Consider the following 19,909-nt stretch of genomic DNA (forward strand, 5'->3'; position numbering starts at 1 on the left):
GAGTTCTTTTATTTTAGAACATATATGTTGCTTCTACGCCACCGCGCCAACCATCACGTGCGCCAAAATAATTCTGTACATTTAAATTAAGTATCCATGGATTATCAATAGACGGTCTATAATTTAATCCAATTTCAACAATACCACTATCACCTTTTAAACTTGGCTTATCGATAACAAAATTATTTACAGAAGCACTTGCTTCACCATCAAATTCATGCTCCCATGCCAATCCTGCATAATAGCCAACTTTAGCACCGTCATTATAATTAAAACGAGCACCCATGCGCCAACGCCAAGAATCAATATCACTAAAATTAAGTTTTTCGCCTGTAGAAAGCATCGTCGTATCTCCTTCTTGACGTGTCCACAAAAGTTTTCCATACATATCTAATGTTCTGTGTTCATCAATTTGACGCAAATATCCAGCACCAACATGCATACCATAATACATTCCGTCAATATCATAATGAGCTATACGGCCTAAACTATCATGCAAATAAGAATTTGTATATTCATTATCTGTACGACCTAAACGCATACTACCTTCTAAATAATAGTGACCAGCATCTGTTCCTGAAAAATCTCTACGAGCCAATAAGCCACCACCAAAATACGAAGTATCTCCACTACCATGCATTTCTATTCCATTAAAATTATTCTTGGTATCATATGAACCATCACCATATTCAGCAAATATTCCCATCGTCGTTTCTGTTCCACGTTTCCATGCTGTACCTAATAACATATTAGTACCATCCATATCAACACTAGAACCAGTTTCGTAGTCAATAGAACCACGTGAAATCTGTGCAAAAATTGCACTATTTTCATTATTTGTTACATCAATAGCAGAATTAATTCCTCTATCTGCAATTAAATCTGCACCTTGTAAATTAAATGCTAATCCACCTAAAAAACCTTCCGACAACATTTTACTTTCAGATTTTGCTCTACTACCAGAAACATCAACCACTATACTACCGCCACTACCTGGATTATCCGGATCTATTGGCTGGTCCGGATCAACTGACGGATTATCTGGATCTATCGGCTGGTCTGGGTCAATTGGTGGGTTATCCGGATCTGTCGGCTGATCTGGATCAACCGGTGGATTATCCGGATCTGTTGGCTGATCTGGATCAACTGGCGGATTTTCTGGATCTGTCGGTTCCTGTTCACCAATTACCAAATTTTCACCGTCTTCACTGACCTGAACAGCATTCGTAATATCTGCTTCAATCGTTGAACCTATATTAATTACACCATCAAAGCCTTCGCCTTTTGTAATATTATCTGCAGTAAGCGTACCATTTGATTGAATAAGTGTCAATTTAGTACCATCAGCAATTTGTGTACCGCCTGATAAGCCTACGTTATATTTACTATTACTGATATTTACATTACCATCAACAGAAAGTAATGGTTCAGTCGGACTAACGCTTGAAATAAAATACAAATCACTATTTTGAGCAGATAAATCACCTATATAATTAGCAGTAAGATTATTAGAACCATCTACTAATAATTGTTTTCCATCCCAATTTACATCAGCTGTTCCATGATCAAAAGTTGCCCCGCCATATAAAGCCAATCCTGCCGAATTTGCAAGTGTATTATTTCCAACATTCAATTTACCTTCACGAACTATGGTCATACCGGAATAATCCGCCGTACCGTTTAAAGTTAATATACCTGAACCTGTTTTTGTTAAACTATAAGGAGTTTTATTACCGGGTAAAATAGTGGATCTTTCTTCTATAATATTACGATTTAAATCTTTATCCTGATTAATGCCAAAAGTTATACCATTTTGTCCCATATAAACATTAGAATCATTATATTGATGTTCGATAATTCCATTCCAGTTAGTATCGTTAATCATACCGCCTGATATAGATAAATGTCCTAATGTTAATGCATTATTTGCATCATCTAAATTACCATTACCTATTAAATGTAAATTATCAATATACGCTTCACCATTATTTGAAGATACAACTAAATCATCATTTTCTAACATTACTGTATCAATATAAACACCCTCATCTGGTGTTTCTTTGTTAGCAGCTATTGTATTATTAAGACCAAGAATTGTACCTGTGTTAACATTTAACATATACGTATAAAAATTTAATTTAGAATCACCATATCGATTTAATGAAATACTAGGAGCTGTTATATTATTACCATGAAAACTAACATTACCACCATTACCACCAGTAGTTACAAATCCAGGTAAAAATATTGACGGTACAAACATTCCTGTTGAAATAAGGAGTGTTTTTTCTGCTCTTAAACTTCCATGAGTTATAAAATTAACAGAACCACCATCCCCTCCATCACTTACTTTGTTACGATTAGAATAAAAATCTTCTCCAGCATATCCACCTCTAATTTCAAAATTATCGCACCATAAAAAATTATTATCAGTAGTTACATTAAGATTTCCGCCATCTCCACCTTTACCACCAAGACCGTTTAAATCTGGATTTTGGGAAGTACCATCACCTCCACCATCTCCTCCAAAACCACCTAATATTAAAACATAATCAGAATTTGATATTGATGATGTATCTATCTCATAATCCAAATCGCCACCTTTACCGCCGGCTCCGCCGTTCATGCCGTCTGGTTCTTCACCTTTACCGATATTATAACTGCTTTCTTGTTCATTTCCGCTAACTCCAGCAGCTTCTCCATCTTTACCTACTTTAGCGTAAATGCCGCCATCACCGCCATTGCCACCGGTTCCGCCATTAATCATAAGTTGTGCATAAGCATCTGATGGTGTTACCATTAAACCACTAAAAATTATACTTCCAGTTAATAAACTTACTAAAATTTTAGAACGTTTAGTTTTTTGCATAAAAATTTCCTCCTATATAAAAAATCTCTTTGTAAGTACAAACATTAATAAACTTCACAATATCTTTCATAACGGACATTTATTGTTTTTAATAACAATTTATGTATGTTTTCATTATAACATATATTAACTTGTAAATCATTATTTATCGAATATTTTATTGTAAAATCAAAACAATTCCGCAATATTTGTTTTATATTTTTTTTAAAAAATATTTTATTTTGTTCTATTATATTAGACAAAAATCTATTTTATTACACAAAAACATTTGTCAACAAATTATTTTTTATTTATTTAAACTATCTACTGCTTCCATTCTATTGTATCCTTTTAAGCAAACTCTAAATCAATATATTCTAAGAAATACATCGCAGGCATTTTTAAAAATAAAACTTAAGTATTAGACAACAATTCATCTGAAATTTTATAATGAACTCATAAAAATCTATATAAAGGAGTCTTTAAAATGAAATTAAGCTTTAAAATTTTCTCTAGCCTCGCCCTTAGTTCCTTATTGCTTTTATCTCCCTTACATACCGATGCCAAAGCCATTGTTAATCCAGATGGCAGTCAACCACTCATTCATTGGGCAATACTGCGCTCCACAGATGGAGAAATGAAAAATATGCAAAATATGGCAGCTAAACACGTTGCTCCCTATTCTGCCAAAGAAGATGGTACTTATATTATCTACGGCGGTATTGATAAAAACAATCCTAATATACAGCGCCTATTAGAAATATACAAAGATGAAAATGCCTATCAAATTCATCGCTCAAGCGAAGGATTTAAACAATATCAAATAGCTAGAGCTACCATTCTTGAAGAACTTCGCATCATGGAAGTAAATCCAGTTGTGATGGAAACACAAGAGCAAGGCACTGGCAATTATATCATCACAACAAAAATAGAAGTTCGCCCTGAAGCACTCGCTGATTTTAAAAAAGATTTAACTGAACTTGTAAAAACTTCCATACAAAAAAATCCTGATATCTTAGCTATAATGGCAACAAGTGAAAAAGAAAATCCCAATATACTGCACATTTTAGAAGTCTACAAAGATGCAACAACTCATGCTGATTTCATAAATTCACCTGAATATATAAATTATGAACGACTCACACGCTATATGATAAATTCAAAAATTCATATTGAATATTTGCCAACTGATATAACACTTTCTAATAAGCCTCAATAAATTTATATCTTTCTTTAAAACTTTCTTATACTAAAAACTCCCGTTCTTATTAATATCTTCTAGCGGGAGTTTTTAAATAAATTAATGGTTAAAAGCCTTTATTTTCCATGATAAAAAAATTTTTATAAAAAATGTCAAAAAGTCAAAAATAATTATTGACTTTTTGACTAATTCGAGTATAATAATACTTGTAAGAACGATAAGGGCTTACGAAGAGAGCTCTTAGATAAGTTCTTACAGATAAATTTTTAATAATAACAAATGCGAACTTAAAAATTTAATGAGTTCGTTTTTCTTAAAATCAAATTTGACTTTTTGACTTTAATGGTTGTTATAAAATGGAGGTTTGCTTTATGTTTGGTTTAGTTCCATTTGCAAAAAATATTTCTAAAGACGATGATTTCAACAGTTTATTCAATATCTTTGATGAACCATTTTTCCATAATACATTGTTACCACTTTCAGCTACAAAATCTTTCAAAGTTGATGTTAAAGATTTAGGTTCTGCTTATGAACTCACTGCTGAACTCCCTGGTATTAAAAAAGAAAATATTTCCTTAAATTATGATAAAGGTTATTTGACTATAAAAACAGTTGTAGATAAAAAAGATGAAAAACCTGCCGAAGCTCAAGGCGAAGAAAATGCAACTGATAAAAAACAACCTGAAAAATATTTACGCCGTGAACGTTATTATGGTGAAATGCAACGTAGCTTCTATATTGATGACATCAATGAAGCCAATATCAAAGCTGCTTACAAAGATGGTATCTTAACTGTTACATTGCCTAAAGTAACTGAAGAACAAACAGCTAAAACTATTACTGTTGATTAATTTTTATAAATTCACTTTGACTTTTTGATTTTTAAATCTGTTAAATATATTGGAGGTTTGCTCTATGTTTGGTTTAGTTCCATTCAATTTTAATAATCCTGCTAATAAAGAAGACAATAAAATTAATTCTATTTTCGATATTTTTGATGAACCATTTTTCCAGAATGCTTTTGCTCCAGTACAGAGCGCTAATTCCTTTAAAGTAGATGTTAAAGATTTAGGTTCTGCTTATGAACTGACTGCTGAACTTCCTGGCATCAAAAAAGAAAATATTTCCTTAAATTATGATAAAGATTATTTGACTATAAAAACTACTGTAGATAAAGAAGAAAAATCTGATGACACTGCAAAAGAAACTGCTAAATATTTACGCCGTGAACGTTATTATGGCGAAATGCAACGTAGCTTCTATATCGGCGATATCGACAGCGACAATATCAAAGCTTCTTATAAAGATGGCGTTTTAACTGTTACATTGCCTAAAGCTACAAAGAAAGAAACAGCAACTACTATCAATGTTGATTGATTTTTCTTGATACACAAATTAAAATTTATTTCTCGTTTTAAATATATTGGAGGTTTGCCTTATGTTTGGTTTAGTTCCTTTCATGTTTAATAATCCTATGAATAAAGAAGAAAATAAATTTCCATCTGTTTTTGATATGTTTAATGAACCATTTTTCCAGAATGCTTTTGCACCAATGCAGAATATGAACACATTTAAAGTTGATGTAAAAGATAACGGCGATAGTTATGAACTTACTGCCGAACTTCCTGGAACTAAAAAAGAAGATATCCAGCTTGATTACCAAAACGATTATTTAACTATCAAAGCTGTTATGAATAAAGAAACTGATAATAGTGATGAACAGCAAAATTATATTTGCAAAGAACGTTATTATGGCACAATGCAGAGAAGCTTTTATGTAGGTCAGATAGATAAAGCTAATGCTAAAGCTGAATATACTGACGGCGTTCTTAAAATTCTCTTACCAAAGACCACTATAACCTCCTCCAGTCAAATCACTATTGACTGATTGATAATATATAAAAAAACAGCCCGCCTATACTAGCCTAATTGCCTGTATAAGCGGGCGTTTTTATTTTCATCAATTATAAATTCAAGCTATCTATCCATTTTTTCACAGAAGATGCGCTTTCTCTACTGCTCATGCGTTTTCCATCTTTCCAAATCGCATTTTTAGAGCAGGATTTTTCTAATACACTATTCGTATTTCCCATACCACTGCCACCAGAAGTTGCAAATGGAATTATTGTTTTACCTGCAAAATCATAACTTTCAAGGAAAGTCTGAATTATGCGCGGTGCAACGTACCACCAAATAGGAAAACCAATAAATACTATATCGTATTGATTCATATTAGAAACCTTGCCCGAAATTTCTGGGCGTGCAGATGAATCATTCATTTCTTTTGTACTGCGACTTTGTTTATTGTTCCAATTTAAATCAGCAGATGTGTATTTTTCTGCTGGTTCAATTTCGTAAAAGTCGCCACCTGTTACCTCAGCAATAGTTTTAGCAAGTCTTGCTGTTTGTCCACTTGCGGAAAAATAAGCTACTAAAGCTTTCATATGATAATCACTCCTTGAAAATCAATTTACACTTATTTTATTCCTTTAAGCCGACTATAAGTCAATATTTTTTATTCATTTATTATACTTCTTTAAAAAAATCTTTTAATATCCTAACAAATTCTTCAATATAAAAATTCGTATTCTCTTTACGCCAAAATGCACAATAATTTCTCCGTATCTGTTTTCCATCTTGATACAGCGGAATTTTACTAAATAAATCCGATTTATCTTGTTTATCTCCTATTAATTCAATTGGCATAAATCCACGATTAGCAATTACCATAAGTTGCGCTTCTTCTAGTGTTTTAGCAAAAATAAACTTCGTATTAAACCCAAGCGTATTCTGATAAAAATCTTGTTCATTATTTTCTTGCTGTCTTGATGCTACTAAAATACATGGTATAAATCTTAAATCTTCTAAAGTCACAAATTTTTTACTAGCTAAAACATTATTTTTAGCTATTTTTATATAGCAATTTCCATAAACTAAATGTAAATTTACATATTCATCGGAAAAAGCTCTTCGTTGGTCACTTAAAACTATATCCATTTCATTATGTCGCAAACCATAATATAAATCTTCATGATTACCACTTATAATTTGAATTACAATTTGTGGATATTTTTTATAAAAATCAGCAATTACTTTTTGTAACTTAATACCATCATAAAAATTTAAATAACCTATTTTTAACTGCATTTTATTATTTTTACCAATATTATACGTTTCTTGCTTTATTTTCTCTGCTTTACTTAATAACTCCTTACCATGATGATAAAAATATTCACCTGCATCAGTTAAATAAAATTTTCTATTTTCTCTTTGAAGAAGCTCAACACCAATATCATTTTCTAATGCTCGTATTTGTTGAGAAATTGCTGATTGAGAAATAAAACATTTTTCTGCTGCTTGAGTAAAACTATTACATTCTACTACTGTTACAAAATATTTAATCTGCCGTAAAAGCATTAAAACACCTCAATTTGCCATCTCTAAAAAATTTAATTTATTTCGAATAAGTTTTTCTTATTAATACTATCTACAATTAAAATTGTTTTTACTTAACTACTATTCTACAATATTACTGTAAATAAAATTACTATACCAATTAATTTTATTGTAAAAATTTAAACACTTATTATTCCTTCTTTAGCTAGCAAAGAAAAATGTATTTTATGCACTTAACAAAAATTACAAAATAGAAAGGATTTTTTCTATGTCTAAACAAAAAGATGTATTAATTTTAACTGGCGCAGGTCAAATTGGTATGGCTATAGCTAGAAGAGTAGGCTTTAATCATAAAATCATAATCGGTGATAAAAATATAAAAAACGCTGAAAATATTTCTAAAATCATGCAAAATGCTGGTTTTGATACAAGTTTTTTAGAAATGGATTTATCTTCTCGCGATTCCATATGCAATTTAATAAATGAATCTCAAAAATACGGCGAAATATCTGCCCTAATAAATGCTGCTGGCGTTTCACCTAGTCAAGCTTCTATAAAAACAATTTTAAATGTAGATTTGTACGGCACAGCCGTATTACTTGAAGAAATAGGCAAAGTTATAAAAGAAGGTGGCACTGGTATAACTATTTCCAGCCAATCAGGACACAGAATGCCTGCTCTTACTCCACAAGAAGATGAACAATTGGCTATGACTCCTACACAAGAATTGCTCTCATTAGAAATACTTCAACCTAAAAATATTCGTGATACTTTACATGCCTATCAACTTGCAAAACGTTGCAACGTAAAACGCGTTATGGCTGAAGCAGTAAAATGGGGCAAACGCAATGCGCGTATCAATTCAATCTCACCAGGTATTATCGTAACTCCATTAGCAATTGATGAATTCAATGGTATTCGTGGAGATTTTTACAAAAATATGTTTGCTAAATGCCCTGCTGGTCGTCCCGGCACTGCTGATGAAGTAGCGAATATTGCTGAATTTTTAATGAGCGATAGAGCTTCTTTTGTCACTGGTTCTGATTTCCTTATTGATGGTGGAGCCACTGCTTCTTATTTTTATGGCCCCTTAAAACCTCAAAAATAATTCAATTAATTTACAAAAGGCAATACTTAGTTATTGCCTTTTTTTGTTTTTAGCGCGTTATAATATAGATATAGCATATAATAAAGGCGGTGTTTATATGGTAAACTCAAATCAACAACACAGAGATATTTCATTAATTCTAATCGCTAGCTTTTTTTATATGACAAGTCCAATGCTAATAACACCAATTATCACAGGATTTTCTGAATCACTCGGCGCAAGTGGCACTATGATGGGGCTTATCGGCGGAATAATGAATATCTGCTCTTTAATCAGTAGACCTATTATCGGGGTTTATGCTGACAAAATCAATAAATACAAAATATCCTCATTCGGCATAATTTGCATCATAATTGCCTGCATAGGATATACTCTAGCTACTAATTCAATAATCATCATGATTGCTAGAATTATCAATGGTCTTGGTTTTGCTTGCTGTTCGACTTGTATGTCCACTTGGATGTCAGATTTATTGCCACAAGAAAAAATCGGCTCAGGCATGGGCATTTATGGCACTATGAATGCTTTGAGCATGGCAATCGCTCCAGCTATCGGCATATACATCTATCAAAATTTCAACTACACTGTAGCTTTTTTGATTGCAACAATTACAGCAATAATCTCCATCATCATAATTCAATTCGTACAAGATAAAGATGAACCAATTCCCACTACAAAAACCAATTCTAAACTAGAATTGATTGATAAAAATGTAGTTCCCATCGCATTCATCATGATGATGTTTGCTATTCCATACTGTGCAACTCAATCATTTCTCGTAACTTATATCGAAACGAAACAACTCGATATCAATATAAGTTTATTTTTCCCAGCTTATGCCATTGCTCTTTTAATATTGCGCATAAGTTTAAAAAGCTTATTTGATAAATTGCCTTTCGGCGTATTTTTTATATCTAGCACAATCTGTGCTTGCCTTTCCATGTATTTTCTAAACACCATGCAAAACGATTTTGATATGCTACTTGCTTCCGTCTTCATGGCTGGTGGCACTGGCATCTTAAATTCAGTTTGTCAATCTACTGCGCTACTGCTTGCACCTAAAAATAAACGCGGACTTGCTAATAGCACATTTTATATAGGCATTGATTTAGGCATGGCACTCGGCCCAATTATTGCGGGCTTCTTCTATGAACATTTCCCTTTAGATTTATTCTATCCATTATTTTTTATAACGATACCATTAGCTATAATCGGCTATTTCTTCTATCGCCAAAAAGCTAAACATATTTTAAATTAAATTTTATTTCTTGGGTGCGAAAAAATTCTTCATATCCACTTTTTCCAATTTCAATAAGGCTATTTTCTTATCCAACCCGCCACCGTATCCAGTCAAATTACCATTTACTCCGACAACACGGTGGCACGGCACGATTATAGATATAGGATTGTGTCCCACTGCACCGCCAACAGCCTGTGCCGATACTCTCGGCACTTTTCTTTTTTCTGCTATTTTGCGGGAAATCTCACCATATGATATAACTTTTCCATATGGGATTGTCTGCAAAATCTCCCATACCCTTTTTCTAAATTCCGTACCTTCTAAATGAATTGGTGGCATAAAATTCGGCTCTTTCCCTTTAAAATACATATCGAGCCATTTTACAGTCTGCGCAAATACTTCTAAATCCTTATACTGTGCCATTTTTGCCTTTGCGCTGAAATACCTGTCAAAATCAAAACACAATGCTGTGAGTTTTTCGCCATCACTCGTTAAGATTATCTTGCCTATAGGCGATGAATATTCATATTTGTATTTCATATACTCAAATGAAGCTGTAGATTTTTTTATCTTTACAGCTTTTTTATTTTCTCTACAATCAACCATATCTGGAATAGCACCACTGGAAACAGCCCATAAATACAAACTCGCAATACTGCCATAAGGATTAAATCGCTTGCGATATTTTTCAAATAAATTACGGTCGATATTTTTACGATGATAGACCATCGACAACCCGCGCCGTATTGCTAAATCATCAAAACTAAAAATATTCTTTCTCTCTAGGCAAAATAATAAAATCATCTCCGCTGTCCAGCGTCCAATGCCTTTTAAACTACAAAGTTTCGTTATAGCCTCTTCATCATCAGCTTTTTGCACATCAGATAAAACGAATTGACCTAAATAAACCTTTCGCACAAAATCCATGATGTATTCCGCTTTGCGCAGACTAATTCCCATTTTTTGCAATTCTTGTGCAGTCGATTTTATTAAAATACTCGGCGTTATTTGCCCATAATGATTTTGTATTCTTTGCCAAATCGTTCGATGTGCTTTTGTAGAAATCTGCTGTCCCACTATCGCATGTATCACTGATGAAAATAAATCCGTGTCCGTTTCTCTTTTTATATATCCTATTTTATCAATGACCTGCGCTAATTTTTTATCCTTTCGCTTTAAATAAAGCAATTCTTCTTCACTATAATTAAAATACACATCATCACCTACTTTATCATGCTTTTTAAACATTTTTCATCATTCTAACTAAGTATTTGCTATCAATTATTTGCAATGTTACACTAAATTTAAATAAAACAACGAAGGGAGTCATTAAAATGAAAAAATTATCTAAAATAATCGTTCTCATATTTTCAGCTTTATTGATTTTCTGCCTCAGTGCTTGTGCTTCAGAAAATTCTTCTGATAACAATACAAAAACCACACCAGAAACTCAACAAAGTGCTTCCACTAATGAAAATACAGATAATGCGCCATCTTCTAATTCTAAAATATTAGTCGCTTATTTTTCTTGCACTGGCAATACTGAAAATGCCGCTCAAAAAATCGCTACAGCAACAGGTGGCGATTTGTACGCAATCACACCAGCCGAGCCTTATACTGCTGATGACTTGCGCTACAATGATGATACAACTCGTGCAACTAAAGAACAGCATGATACATCTATTCGCCCTGCTCTTGCTGGAACAGTCGACAACTTCCAACAATACGATGTGATTTTCGTCGGCTATCCAATCTGGTGGGACCAAGCACCTCGCGTCATCAATACATTCTTAGAAAGCTATGATTTTTCTGGTAAAAAAGTAATTCCGTTTTGCACTTCTGGCGGTAGCACCATCACCAACAGTGCCAATCAGTTAAAATCCACTTATAGCAATATGAATTGGCTTGATGGCAGACTTATCGGTCGCAGTACATCACAAGATGAAATCGCAGCTTGGATTGATAGTTTAAATATAAAATAATATATTAAAAGCCAAACATTAGTTTAACTTTCCTCCAATGTTTGGCTTATTTTTTATTCTGCTAAAGATATTTCATCTATTTTTTTAAGTTCTTCGTCTGTAAATGAAGTATTTTCTATTGCTTTTATATTGTCCAAAATCTGCATAGGTTTTGAAGCACCGATTAAAACGCTTGTTACTATGCCATCTTTAAGTACCCAACTAAGTGCCATTTCCGCCAAAGTCTGTCCTCTATCTTTTGCCATTTCATTTAATTTTGCAATCTGATTTAAACGACTTTCAGTAAGTGCAGCTGCTTTTAAGAAACGGCCATCAGTTTTTATACGGCTATCGCTTGGAATTCCATGCAAATATTTATCCGTGAGCATACCTTGTGCCAAAGGACTGAAAGCGATAATGCCTTTTTGCAATTTATGCGCAGTTTCTTTTAAACCATTATTTTCAATAGTGCGGTCAAAAATAGAATATCTATTTTGATTAATGATAAATGGACAATGCATTTCATTTAAAATAGCTGTAGCCTTGGCTAGTGTTTCACCATCGTAATTTGAAAGACCTGCATAAATTGCCTTACCGCTTTTAACTGCTTGGTTGAGTGCGCTCATCGTTTCTTCAAGCGGTGTGTTTTTATCCATGCGATGATGGTAAAAGATATCTACATATTCAAGCCCCATGCGTTTTAAGCTCTGGTCAAGACTTGCCAGCATATGTTTTCTACTGCCCCAATTTCCATAAGGGCCGTTCCACATTTCATAACCAGCTTTTGTACTGATTACCAATTCATCACGATAAGCCATTAAATCTTCTTTTAAAATTCGACCAAAATTCTTTTCAGCACTGCCTGGTTCTGGCCCGTAATTATTCGCTAAATCAAAATGAGTTATACCATTGTCAAAAGCTGTAAAACAAAGCTGTTTCATATTAGCAAATAAAGCTGTATCACCGAAATTATGCCAAAGACCGAGAGAAATTTGTGGCAGGCAAAGACCGCTTTTACCACAATGAACATATTTCATTGAATCATATCTACTTTTAGCTGCTGTATACATACAGTATATACCTCCATTGCGCCGTATTTTATATTTTTTATTATACTACCAAATATATTAAAATTCATATGCTTATAAGCTTTTCACTATAAAATAAAAAAGTTGCAATAAAATGCTTTAAACACATTCTATTACAACTCTTTTTCATATCTCATGTTATTTTTTCAAATTAATTCTATCATTTTCGCCTATCGTGCGAATTGGTTTGCAAGGATTGCCTACAGCTACAACATTTGGTGGAATGTCTTTGCAAACGAGGCTTTTTGCACCGATTATACTGCCTTCGCCAATCGTTACACCTGGCAAAATCGTAACATCTCCGCCAAGCCAAACATTATCTTCAATGGTAATCGGCGTAGCTTTTTCAAAACCTTCATTGCGTTCTTCCGCTATGATTGGATGGCTTGCTGTATACATACCGCAATTTGGCCCAATGAAACAATTTTTACCGATTTTAATTGTTGCACAATCCATCAAATACGCACCGTGATTTATAAAACAACTTTCACCAATTATACAATTTTTACCGTAATCCACATAAAAAGGAGCTAAAATGCTTACATCTTTCGCTTTATTCGGCAAAAGCTTTGCGAGCAGTGCTTCTCTCTTCGCTACATCTTTTGGACGAGTTTGATTAAATTCATGACATAAATCATCAGCTTCTAATCGTTCCGCTAAAAGTTCTTTGTCGTAATTAGCATCATACCACATGCCCTTTTGCATTTTCTCTTTTTCAGTCATAAACCCAGCCCCTTTTTAGTTTTTCTTCTATTATAACATAAATCTATTAATAGATTTTTCATCATAGTAATATAAATATTAAGCAGATAACAATTCTATATTATTAGGATTATTTCTTTTACTCCAAAGAATTACTTTTGTTTCATAAGTAATAAAAGCTTCTTCAATCCCTTTGCCTATAGAATTTTGGTCATTCAAAATAACAATCAATTGACTATTATTTCCTCTAACTAATTTTGTATCGTTCCACGCAAAAAGTATATTACTCATTGCTGTTTTATTAGGATTATTAACTGCTTGACATAATCGTTCTGGTTTTGTTTTACTTCTCTGTATCAAAAAATCATAGTTATGTGAAAACCCTGATTTACCCATAAATTGAACATTATCTGTACAATAAATTTCTTTTTCCGCAAAAAACTCTTGCACATCATCTAAAAATAGAGATGAAACTCTTGTTTTAGATAAAGAAAACATATCATCTATTCTAAGCATAGCTTGAATAAATAAATGCTTCTTTTGAGGAAAATTATTTATTGGTGCTTTTGCTATTAATTCATCACCATCTAATTGAACACCATATTGATACAATATTCTTTGGAGTTGAATTTTACGATTTTTTGTCAACGTAATACCGTGCATTTTTAAATTATTAATAGTCATGCTATCATCGGTAAATAAAATCTGATTATCTTCTTGCTTTACATAAAGTTGCAGATAATCATTTGCACTATCTAAATATGGAGTAGTAATCTCATAATACTCTCCTATTTTTTCAAAAGTAATTTCACTTTTTAGCCAATCAGTATAATCATTTATTAATTTCTGAATATCCAAGATTACACCTCCCTATAATTATATTAATTCTGCTTGATAAATTATATTTGGCTTTTCAATCACATTAAACTTTGTTAAAAATAAAATTGTATTTTTTTCAAAATCTTCACTATTTATATCATCAGCAGGAAAAGCCCATTTTAACTCATACTTTTCACTATATATATGCCAATGGTTTCCCGTTATTAATTCACCATCTGGATTAGGAGGTCTATTTGATGGATTTATATGTAATTCTAACAATACAATTCCATTCTTCATAACACGAGCACCTATATTATATTTTAAACGATTTATTTTCCCTCTAAATATATTAATAACAAAAATATTTTCTTTTGTTTTTCCTGCAACATTAAATTCTATTGATTTCCCTGGTGATGGAAATTGTATTTCATTTACTAATGTATGTTTTAACATTTTTAATAGTTTTTCTGCTTCTTCTTGAGTAATTTTTATAGAAGCCACATTTATTACCTTCTTTTATTATATATAAATCGAATATTATTTTTTACTGATAAATAACTGCTCATATTAAAACAATTTTATTTTTATTATAACATAAAAGAGTTTTTTACATAAACAAAAAGGTTACCCTTATATTTTGAGGTAACCTTTTTATTTTATATATTATTTTTTATTCCATTATATAAATTTATTCATCAAGATAAGCATTTAAAAAATATGCTGCAAGACTATTTTCACGTATATATTTTCTTGCGTCTTCGTAGGTAAACCAACTATAATCATCAATTTCTTCATTGACACAAAAATCACTATCATTTTCTACAAATGCAGTAAAATTGCACATCAATACATTTGAAGGTTCATAAAAACTCGTTCGGTTGAATTTAATAGAAGATACATTCATTCCCGTTTCTTCTTTTATTTCCCTTGCTACAGCGTGTTCTAGTTGTTCCGTTCTATTCACATAACCCGCCACAAGAATATAAAACGGTTTTCCATACTGTTTTACGAGCAGTATCTTATTTGTTTCTTTATTTATTACAATCATGCTAACTGCAACATTGTACATAGGAAAACGATATTGATTACACTTCGGACAAAATGGAATAATACCTTCGTTTTCAAGTTCTTTTTCAGTCAATTTACTTCTACATTCATGACAATACTTAGCACTCATTATATTTCCTTCCACTGATATTTTTTATTAGATTATTATGCTCTTATTATATCATAATCCATTAAAGCCATATTGATATCTAGTATTGTATTTTTCAATTCACAATGATATAATAATAATCGACATATGTCGGAAATAGTTTTTTGCGAGGTGATTTCATGGCACGACCTAGTAAATGTCGCCGTATTTGTTTTGAACCTGCTTATGACAGTTTTACGCCAGAAGGATTTTCCTGTGGTGAAAAAATCATACTTTCTGTTGATGAATACGAAGTAATTCGCCTGATTGATTTAGAAAAACTAACTCATTTAGAATGTGCTAAACAAATGGAGATTTCACGCACGACTGTTACAGAAATCTATGAAACAGCTCGATATAAAATAGCCGACAGCATTATCAACGGCAAAAAACTATTAATTTCTGGTGGCAACTATCGCATTTGCAGTGAAATGCCGACAAATTGCCATAGAATTTGCCCTAAACAAGAAAGACATTTTAAAATTAATTTATCCATTGCAAAAAAAGGAGACAATATCATGAGAATAGCAGTTACTTACGATAATGGAAATATTTTCCAGCATTTTGGTCATACAGCTCAATTTAAAATATACGATATCGAAAACAATCAAATCTTAAATGAACAAATCATCGATACAAACGGACATGGACACGGCGCTCTCGCTGCATTTTTAAATGAAGCAAAAGCTGATGTTTTAATCTGCGGTGGTATTGGCGGCGGCGCACAAAACGCACTTGCACAAGCTGGTATCAAACTTTTAGGCGGCGTTATGGGCAACGCTGATGAAGCTGTAAAAGCATATCTTGCTGGCACACTCACTTATACTGCTAATGCAACATGCAACCATCACAACCATCAACATTCCTGCGGTCAACATAACTGCGGTGAAGATAAACACGGCTGTGCTGGCAATCATTAATAAAACTTCATATACGACAAAAAACCCGTAGATTAGTTTCTACGGGTTTTATTATTTCATCAATAAATAATTTCTCAATAATAAACTTTATATAAATATAGTCCATTTGCTGGTGCCATTCTTCCTGCTAAAGCTCTATTTTTAGCTTCGATAATTCGAGGCATCTCATCTTTATCCACTCTACCAAGACCGATATTGGCAACAAGCCCCATGATATTTCTAACCATGTGATATAAAAAACCACTGCCCCAAAATTTAAAGATGAAAATATTGCCTTCTTGCTTGCAACTCGCTTCATATATTTCACGCACGGGACTTGTATCATTTCCCCCAACTGAACGGAATGAAGAAAAATCATGTTCTCCTTCAATGTATTTTAAAGCTTCTTGCATATTTTCTAAATTTAAATTTTTATTCACATGCCAATAATATCTCGTCAAAAATGGGTCAGCTATTGGCGATTGATATATTTTATACAAATAAATCTTTGACTGTACACAGTGAAGCGCACTGAAATCTTTATCCGTTTCTTCTGCCTTTGTAATCACAATATCATCAGGCAAAAGTCTATTTGCCGCATATGCTACGCGTTCAATCGGTATCGTTCCATCTGTAAAGAAATTTACGACTTGCCCCATAGCATGAACGCCTGCGTCTGTTCTACCTGCTGCTGCAAGTTCTATGCTATCGCCGAATAATTTATGTAGCACATCTTCCAATACATTTTGCACTGCAATCACTTTATTTTGTCTTTGAAAACCGTGATAATTCGTTCCATCATACGATAGCGTCAATTTGATATTGCGCGCTCGTGCCTTCATCATCTCTTTATGTTCCGGTCTCATCTTTTCATTCCTTTATATTAGCAATTAACCTAAACTAAACAAAACTAAATCCGGTAAAAATATCTTTATGCCGATTAAAACAACGATGATAACTATGCCGATAATCATAGCTGTATAATCGCGTCTTTGCATTTTCAATTCTTTTAATCTCGTTCTGCCAATACCGCCATGATAGCATCTAGCTTCCATAGCCATCGCTAGTTCATCAGCACGGCGAAACGCACTGATAAACAATGGAATTAATACAGGCATGACGGATTTCATGCGCACAAAAATATTACCTGTTTCAAAATCTGCACCACGCGATTTTTGCGCTTTAATTATCTTATCTGTTTCTTCTAACAATGTAGGAATAAATCGAAGCGCTATCGTCATCATCATTGCCAATTCATGTGCTGGCACGCCTATTTTTTTCAATGGATTCATCAAATCTTCAATCGCATCAGCTAGTACAAGCGGTGGCGTTGTAAATGTGAGAAGTGATGCACCAAACATTAATAATAATAATCTCAAACATATAAAAGCGCCATTTGATATACCATTCCATGTTATGCTAAGTTTCCATATCTGTACTAAAGGCTCACCATTTCCACTGAATATATGAAGCACAAAAGTGAATAAAATAATCCAGATTATCGGCTTAATCGAATTGTAAAACATTTTTACAGGGATTTTAGATATTTTTATCAATCCAGCAACGATTAAACACCAAATAATATACGATAATTGATTATCGAAGATAAAAATTCCTACAATCAAAAATAATAGACTTACAATCTTAAATCTAGCATCTATCTTATGCAATATCGAATTGGCAGGAAAATATTGCCCTATTTTTATATCTGTCAGCATTTTATTCCCCGCTTTCTCAAAGATGTTAAAATTTCTTTCAAGGCATCGTTTTTATTTAAAACATTCACATTTACATCTAAGCCTTTATCTTTGATTTTTTGTAATAACTGCATTACTTCTGGTTCTAAAAGCCCAGCATCTTTTATGATTTGTCGATTAGCGAAAACCTTATCAGGCTTATCATATATCATGAGCTTTCCATGGTTCATAACGGCTACTTTATCGGCAAGTTTTGCTATATCATCCATATTGTGTGAAACCATTATAATCGTCATTTTTTCTTTGCTGTGCAACTTCTTTATTTTGTTTAATAAATTAGCTTTAAGTTGCGGGTCAAGCCCAGCTGTCGGCTCATCTAAAACAAGATATTTAGGCTTTAACGCGATAATTCCAGCAATTGCAACGCGACGCATCTGTCCACCGCTAAGTTCAAACGGTGATTTATCCTTATATTCTTCATAATCTAGCTCGACAAATTCCATTGCATCTTTAACGCGCTCTTTTATTTCATCTTCACTAAGCCCAAAATTTTTAGGGCCAAAAGCGATATCTTTTGATACAGTTTCTTCAAATAACTGCTGTTCTGGATACTGAAAAACAAGTCCTACACTGCGACGAGCTGTAAAAGATGCTTTATTTTTCTTATTGATATCTATGCCATCAATATGCACCATGCCCTTATCTGGAGTCAAAAGACCATTTATATGTTGCATGAGTGTAGACTTTCCTGAACCTGTATGCCCTGCTATCGCTGTAAATGAGCCTTCTTCAATCGTCAAGCTCACATCATCTAATGCCATTTTTTCATATGGCGTTTTCTCCATATAAATATGCGTTACATTTCTTATCTCTATCGACATGATACGACCTTCTCCAATTCAACCGCTAATTGCTCAGCTGTAAATACATCATCAGAAATTTTTACACCTCTATGTCTGAGTTCATCTGCAATATCAACGCTAAGTGGCACTTCCAGTCCCAAAGCCTTTAATTTCTTTTTATCCTCAAATATCTGCTTTGGCGTGCCATCTCGAATTACTTTGCCATCATCCATGACTATAATACGCTGAGTCTGCATCGCTTCTTCCATAAAATGCGTAATCATTATTATCGTCATATTATATTTTTCATGCAATTCCTTCAATGCCTTCATTACAGCAATTCTGCCTTGCGGGTCAAGCATCGCTGTCGGTTCATCTAATACTAGACAATTTGTACGCATGGCAATCGCCCCAGCTATTGCCGTCAATTGTTTTTGACCGCCTGATAATAAATGCGGTGCAAATTTGCGTAAATGCTCAATATGCAAAGATTTTAAAGCAAATTCCACTCTTTCTCTTATCTCTTCTCGTGGCAAGCCCATATTTTCTGGGCCGAAAGCTATATCATCTTCCACGATTGTAGCGATTATCTGATTGTCTGGATTTTGAAAAACCATGCTGACTTTTTGTCGTATCTTCCAGATTTCTTCACTGTCTTCAACTTTTATGCCATCTACAAAGCAAGCCCCTTCTGTCGGCAATAACAAGCCATTTAAATGCTTGGCAAGTGTAGATTTTCCTGAACCATTTACTCCAATGATTGCAATAAATTCACCTTTATTGATACTCAAATTAATATCATCTAAAGCTTTTAAATCCTTTTTTTGTTCATCATTACTTTTAAATATATGTGTAAGATGTTCAATTTTTATAAATTCCAAACTCATCACCTATATTTATTTATTAAAAA

General features: G+C 32.9%; 21 protein-coding genes. 8 read left to right on the forward strand and 13 right to left on the reverse strand.

Features of this window, described 5'->3' with window-relative positions; genetic code table 11:
* Positions 1–13: 13 nt before the first annotated feature.
* Complete coding sequence (locus tag CKV65_RS10990; protein WP_051177560.1) at positions 14–2,869, reverse strand: autotransporter domain-containing protein; 2,856 nt, start codon at positions 2,867–2,869, stop codon at positions 14–16.
* Between the two features lie 466 nt (positions 2,870–3,335).
* On the opposite strand from CKV65_RS10990, the gene CKV65_RS07085 reads away from it, so the two are divergent.
* From CKV65_RS07085 to CKV65_RS07100, 4 genes are all read left to right on the forward strand, one after another.
* Entirely contained in the window at positions 3,336–4,067 is a 732-nt protein-coding gene (locus tag CKV65_RS07085) for a putative quinol monooxygenase (RefSeq protein WP_027889394.1), read from the forward strand.
* 353 nt (positions 4,068–4,420) lie between these two features.
* On the forward strand, positions 4,421–4,900 hold the full coding sequence (locus CKV65_RS07090) for an Hsp20/alpha crystallin family protein (RefSeq protein ID WP_027889393.1): 480 nt from the start codon (positions 4,421–4,423) through the stop codon (positions 4,898–4,900).
* A 64-nt stretch (positions 4,901–4,964) separates the two neighbouring features.
* On the forward strand, positions 4,965–5,426 hold the full coding sequence (locus CKV65_RS07095) for an Hsp20/alpha crystallin family protein (protein ID WP_027889392.1): 462 nt from the start codon (positions 4,965–4,967) through the stop codon (positions 5,424–5,426).
* 61 nt (positions 5,427–5,487) lie between these two features.
* Positions 5,488–5,937: an Hsp20/alpha crystallin family protein gene (locus CKV65_RS07100; protein ID WP_027889391.1), complete on the forward strand. Its 450-nt coding sequence runs from the start codon at positions 5,488–5,490 to the stop codon at positions 5,935–5,937.
* A 76-nt stretch (positions 5,938–6,013) separates the two neighbouring features.
* Here the strand turns inward: CKV65_RS07100 and CKV65_RS07105 are convergent, their stop codons facing one another.
* Positions 6,014–6,493 carry a flavodoxin gene (locus CKV65_RS07105; protein ID WP_027889390.1) on the reverse strand — a complete coding sequence of 160 codons (480 nt, stop codon included), beginning with the start codon at positions 6,491–6,493 and terminating at the stop codon, positions 6,014–6,016.
* Positions 6,494–6,575: 82 nt separating this feature from the next.
* Positions 6,576–7,466: a LysR family transcriptional regulator gene (locus CKV65_RS07110; protein ID WP_027889389.1), complete on the reverse strand. Its 891-nt coding sequence runs from the start codon at positions 7,464–7,466 to the stop codon at positions 6,576–6,578.
* Positions 7,467–7,713: 247 nt separating this feature from the next.
* On the opposite strand from CKV65_RS07110, the gene CKV65_RS07115 reads away from it, so the two are divergent.
* Both CKV65_RS07115 and CKV65_RS07120 read left to right on the forward strand, forming a co-directional pair.
* Complete coding sequence (locus CKV65_RS07115) at positions 7,714–8,553, forward strand: SDR family oxidoreductase (RefSeq protein ID WP_027889388.1); 840 nt, start codon at positions 7,714–7,716, stop codon at positions 8,551–8,553.
* Positions 8,554–8,650: 97 nt separating this feature from the next.
* Positions 8,651–9,811 (forward strand): MFS transporter, encoded by a 1,161-nt coding sequence (locus CKV65_RS07120; protein WP_027889387.1) that lies wholly within the window; start codon positions 8,651–8,653, stop codon positions 9,809–9,811.
* A gap of 3 nt (positions 9,812–9,814) precedes the next feature.
* Here the strand turns inward: CKV65_RS07120 and CKV65_RS11005 are convergent, their stop codons facing one another.
* Positions 9,815–11,041 (reverse strand): methylated-DNA--[protein]-cysteine S-methyltransferase, encoded by a 1,227-nt coding sequence (locus tag CKV65_RS11005; protein ID WP_071601697.1) that lies wholly within the window; start codon positions 11,039–11,041, stop codon positions 9,815–9,817.
* A gap of 86 nt (positions 11,042–11,127) precedes the next feature.
* On the opposite strand from CKV65_RS11005, the gene CKV65_RS07135 reads away from it, so the two are divergent.
* Positions 11,128–11,775 (forward strand): flavodoxin, encoded by a 648-nt coding sequence (locus CKV65_RS07135; protein WP_036254304.1) that lies wholly within the window; start codon positions 11,128–11,130, stop codon positions 11,773–11,775.
* Between the two features lie 53 nt (positions 11,776–11,828).
* Here CKV65_RS07135 and mgrA read toward each other — a convergent pair whose 3' ends face one another.
* The 5 genes from mgrA to CKV65_RS07160 all read right to left on the reverse strand — a co-directional run bounded on the left by mgrA (position 11,829) and on the right by CKV65_RS07160 (position 15,543).
* Positions 11,829–12,824 (reverse strand): L-glyceraldehyde 3-phosphate reductase, encoded by a 996-nt coding sequence (gene mgrA, locus CKV65_RS07140; RefSeq protein WP_027889385.1) that lies wholly within the window; start codon positions 12,822–12,824, stop codon positions 11,829–11,831.
* A gap of 156 nt (positions 12,825–12,980) precedes the next feature.
* Positions 12,981–13,565 (reverse strand): sugar O-acetyltransferase, encoded by a 585-nt coding sequence (locus CKV65_RS07145; RefSeq protein ID WP_027889384.1) that lies wholly within the window; start codon positions 13,563–13,565, stop codon positions 12,981–12,983.
* 78 nt (positions 13,566–13,643) lie between these two features.
* Complete coding sequence (locus CKV65_RS07150) at positions 13,644–14,402, reverse strand: DUF1829 domain-containing protein (protein WP_027889383.1); 759 nt, start codon at positions 14,400–14,402, stop codon at positions 13,644–13,646.
* Positions 14,403–14,420: 18 nt separating this feature from the next.
* A complete protein-coding gene (locus CKV65_RS07155; RefSeq protein ID WP_051177559.1) occupies positions 14,421–14,867 on the reverse strand; it encodes a DUF6978 family protein in 447 nt (148 codons plus the stop codon).
* Between the two features lie 187 nt (positions 14,868–15,054).
* Positions 15,055–15,543 (reverse strand): NAD(+) diphosphatase, encoded by a 489-nt coding sequence (locus tag CKV65_RS07160; protein WP_027889381.1) that lies wholly within the window; start codon positions 15,541–15,543, stop codon positions 15,055–15,057.
* A 158-nt stretch (positions 15,544–15,701) separates the two neighbouring features.
* On the opposite strand from CKV65_RS07160, the gene CKV65_RS07165 reads away from it, so the two are divergent.
* Entirely contained in the window at positions 15,702–16,481 is a 780-nt protein-coding gene (locus CKV65_RS07165) for a DUF134 domain-containing protein (RefSeq protein ID WP_027889380.1), read from the forward strand.
* A 74-nt stretch (positions 16,482–16,555) separates the two neighbouring features.
* Here CKV65_RS07165 and truA read toward each other — a convergent pair whose 3' ends face one another.
* Genes truA through CKV65_RS07185 form a run of 4 tightly spaced genes read right to left on the reverse strand, consistent with a single transcriptional unit; the run spans position 16,556 to position 19,886 of the window.
* A complete protein-coding gene (truA, locus tag CKV65_RS07170) occupies positions 16,556–17,326 on the reverse strand; it encodes a tRNA pseudouridine(38-40) synthase TruA (RefSeq protein WP_027889379.1) in 771 nt (256 codons plus the stop codon).
* Positions 17,327–17,350: 24 nt separating this feature from the next.
* Positions 17,351–18,178, reverse strand: coding sequence for an energy-coupling factor transporter transmembrane component T family protein (locus tag CKV65_RS07175; protein ID WP_027889378.1), 828 nt, complete (start codon positions 18,176–18,178; stop codon positions 17,351–17,353).
* On the reverse strand, positions 18,172–19,038 hold the full coding sequence (locus tag CKV65_RS07180) for an energy-coupling factor transporter ATPase (protein WP_027889377.1): 867 nt from the start codon (positions 19,036–19,038) through the stop codon (positions 18,172–18,174). Before CKV65_RS07180 ends, CKV65_RS07175 begins: the two co-directional genes overlap by 7 nt.
* Entirely contained in the window at positions 19,029–19,886 is an 858-nt protein-coding gene (locus CKV65_RS07185) for an energy-coupling factor transporter ATPase (protein ID WP_036254301.1), read from the reverse strand. Before CKV65_RS07185 ends, CKV65_RS07180 begins: the two co-directional genes overlap by 10 nt.
* Positions 19,887–19,909 lie beyond the last annotated feature (23 nt).

The sequence above is a fragment of the Megamonas hypermegale genome (assembly GCF_900187035.1).
In the GTDB taxonomy this organism is placed as follows: domain Bacteria; phylum Bacillota; class Negativicutes; order Selenomonadales; family Selenomonadaceae; genus Megamonas; species Megamonas hypermegale.

Bases quoted from the DNA above. Each gene is read 5' to 3' on its own strand.
- CKV65_RS10990 (WP_051177560.1), bottom strand. From the start codon at position 2,869: ATGCAAAAAACTAAACGTTCTAAAATTTTAGTAAGTTTATTAACTGGA.
- CKV65_RS07085 (WP_027889394.1), top strand. From the start codon at position 3,336: ATGAAATTAAGCTTTAAAATTTTCTCTAGCCTCGCCCTTAGTTCCTTA.
- CKV65_RS07090 (WP_027889393.1), top strand. From the start codon at position 4,421: ATGTTTGGTTTAGTTCCATTTGCAAAAAATATTTCTAAAGACGATGAT.
- CKV65_RS07095 (WP_027889392.1), top strand. From the start codon at position 4,965: ATGTTTGGTTTAGTTCCATTCAATTTTAATAATCCTGCTAATAAAGAA.
- CKV65_RS07100 (WP_027889391.1), top strand. From the start codon at position 5,488: ATGTTTGGTTTAGTTCCTTTCATGTTTAATAATCCTATGAATAAAGAA.
- CKV65_RS07105 (WP_027889390.1), bottom strand. From the start codon at position 6,493: ATGAAAGCTTTAGTAGCTTATTTTTCCGCAAGTGGACAAACAGCAAGA.
- CKV65_RS07110 (WP_027889389.1), bottom strand. From the start codon at position 7,466: ATGCTTTTACGGCAGATTAAATATTTTGTAACAGTAGTAGAATGTAAT.
- CKV65_RS07115 (WP_027889388.1), top strand. From the start codon at position 7,714: ATGTCTAAACAAAAAGATGTATTAATTTTAACTGGCGCAGGTCAAATT.
- CKV65_RS07120 (WP_027889387.1), top strand. From the start codon at position 8,651: ATGGTAAACTCAAATCAACAACACAGAGATATTTCATTAATTCTAATC.
- CKV65_RS11005 (WP_071601697.1), bottom strand. From the start codon at position 11,041: ATGTTTAAAAAGCATGATAAAGTAGGTGATGATGTGTATTTTAATTAT.
- CKV65_RS07135 (WP_036254304.1), top strand. From the start codon at position 11,128: ATGAAAAAATTATCTAAAATAATCGTTCTCATATTTTCAGCTTTATTG.
- mgrA (WP_027889385.1), bottom strand. From the start codon at position 12,824: ATGTATACAGCAGCTAAAAGTAGATATGATTCAATGAAATATGTTCAT.
- CKV65_RS07145 (WP_027889384.1), bottom strand. From the start codon at position 13,565: ATGACTGAAAAAGAGAAAATGCAAAAGGGCATGTGGTATGATGCTAAT.
- CKV65_RS07160 (WP_027889381.1), bottom strand. From the start codon at position 15,543: ATGAGTGCTAAGTATTGTCATGAATGTAGAAGTAAATTGACTGAAAAA.
- CKV65_RS07165 (WP_027889380.1), top strand. From the start codon at position 15,702: ATGGCACGACCTAGTAAATGTCGCCGTATTTGTTTTGAACCTGCTTAT.
- truA (WP_027889379.1), bottom strand. From the start codon at position 17,326: ATGAGACCGGAACATAAAGAGATGATGAAGGCACGAGCGCGCAATATC.
- CKV65_RS07175 (WP_027889378.1), bottom strand. From the start codon at position 18,178: ATGCTGACAGATATAAAAATAGGGCAATATTTTCCTGCCAATTCGATA.
- CKV65_RS07180 (WP_027889377.1), bottom strand. From the start codon at position 19,038: ATGTCGATAGAGATAAGAAATGTAACGCATATTTATATGGAGAAAACG.
- CKV65_RS07185 (WP_036254301.1), bottom strand. From the start codon at position 19,886: ATGAGTTTGGAATTTATAAAAATTGAACATCTTACACATATATTTAAA.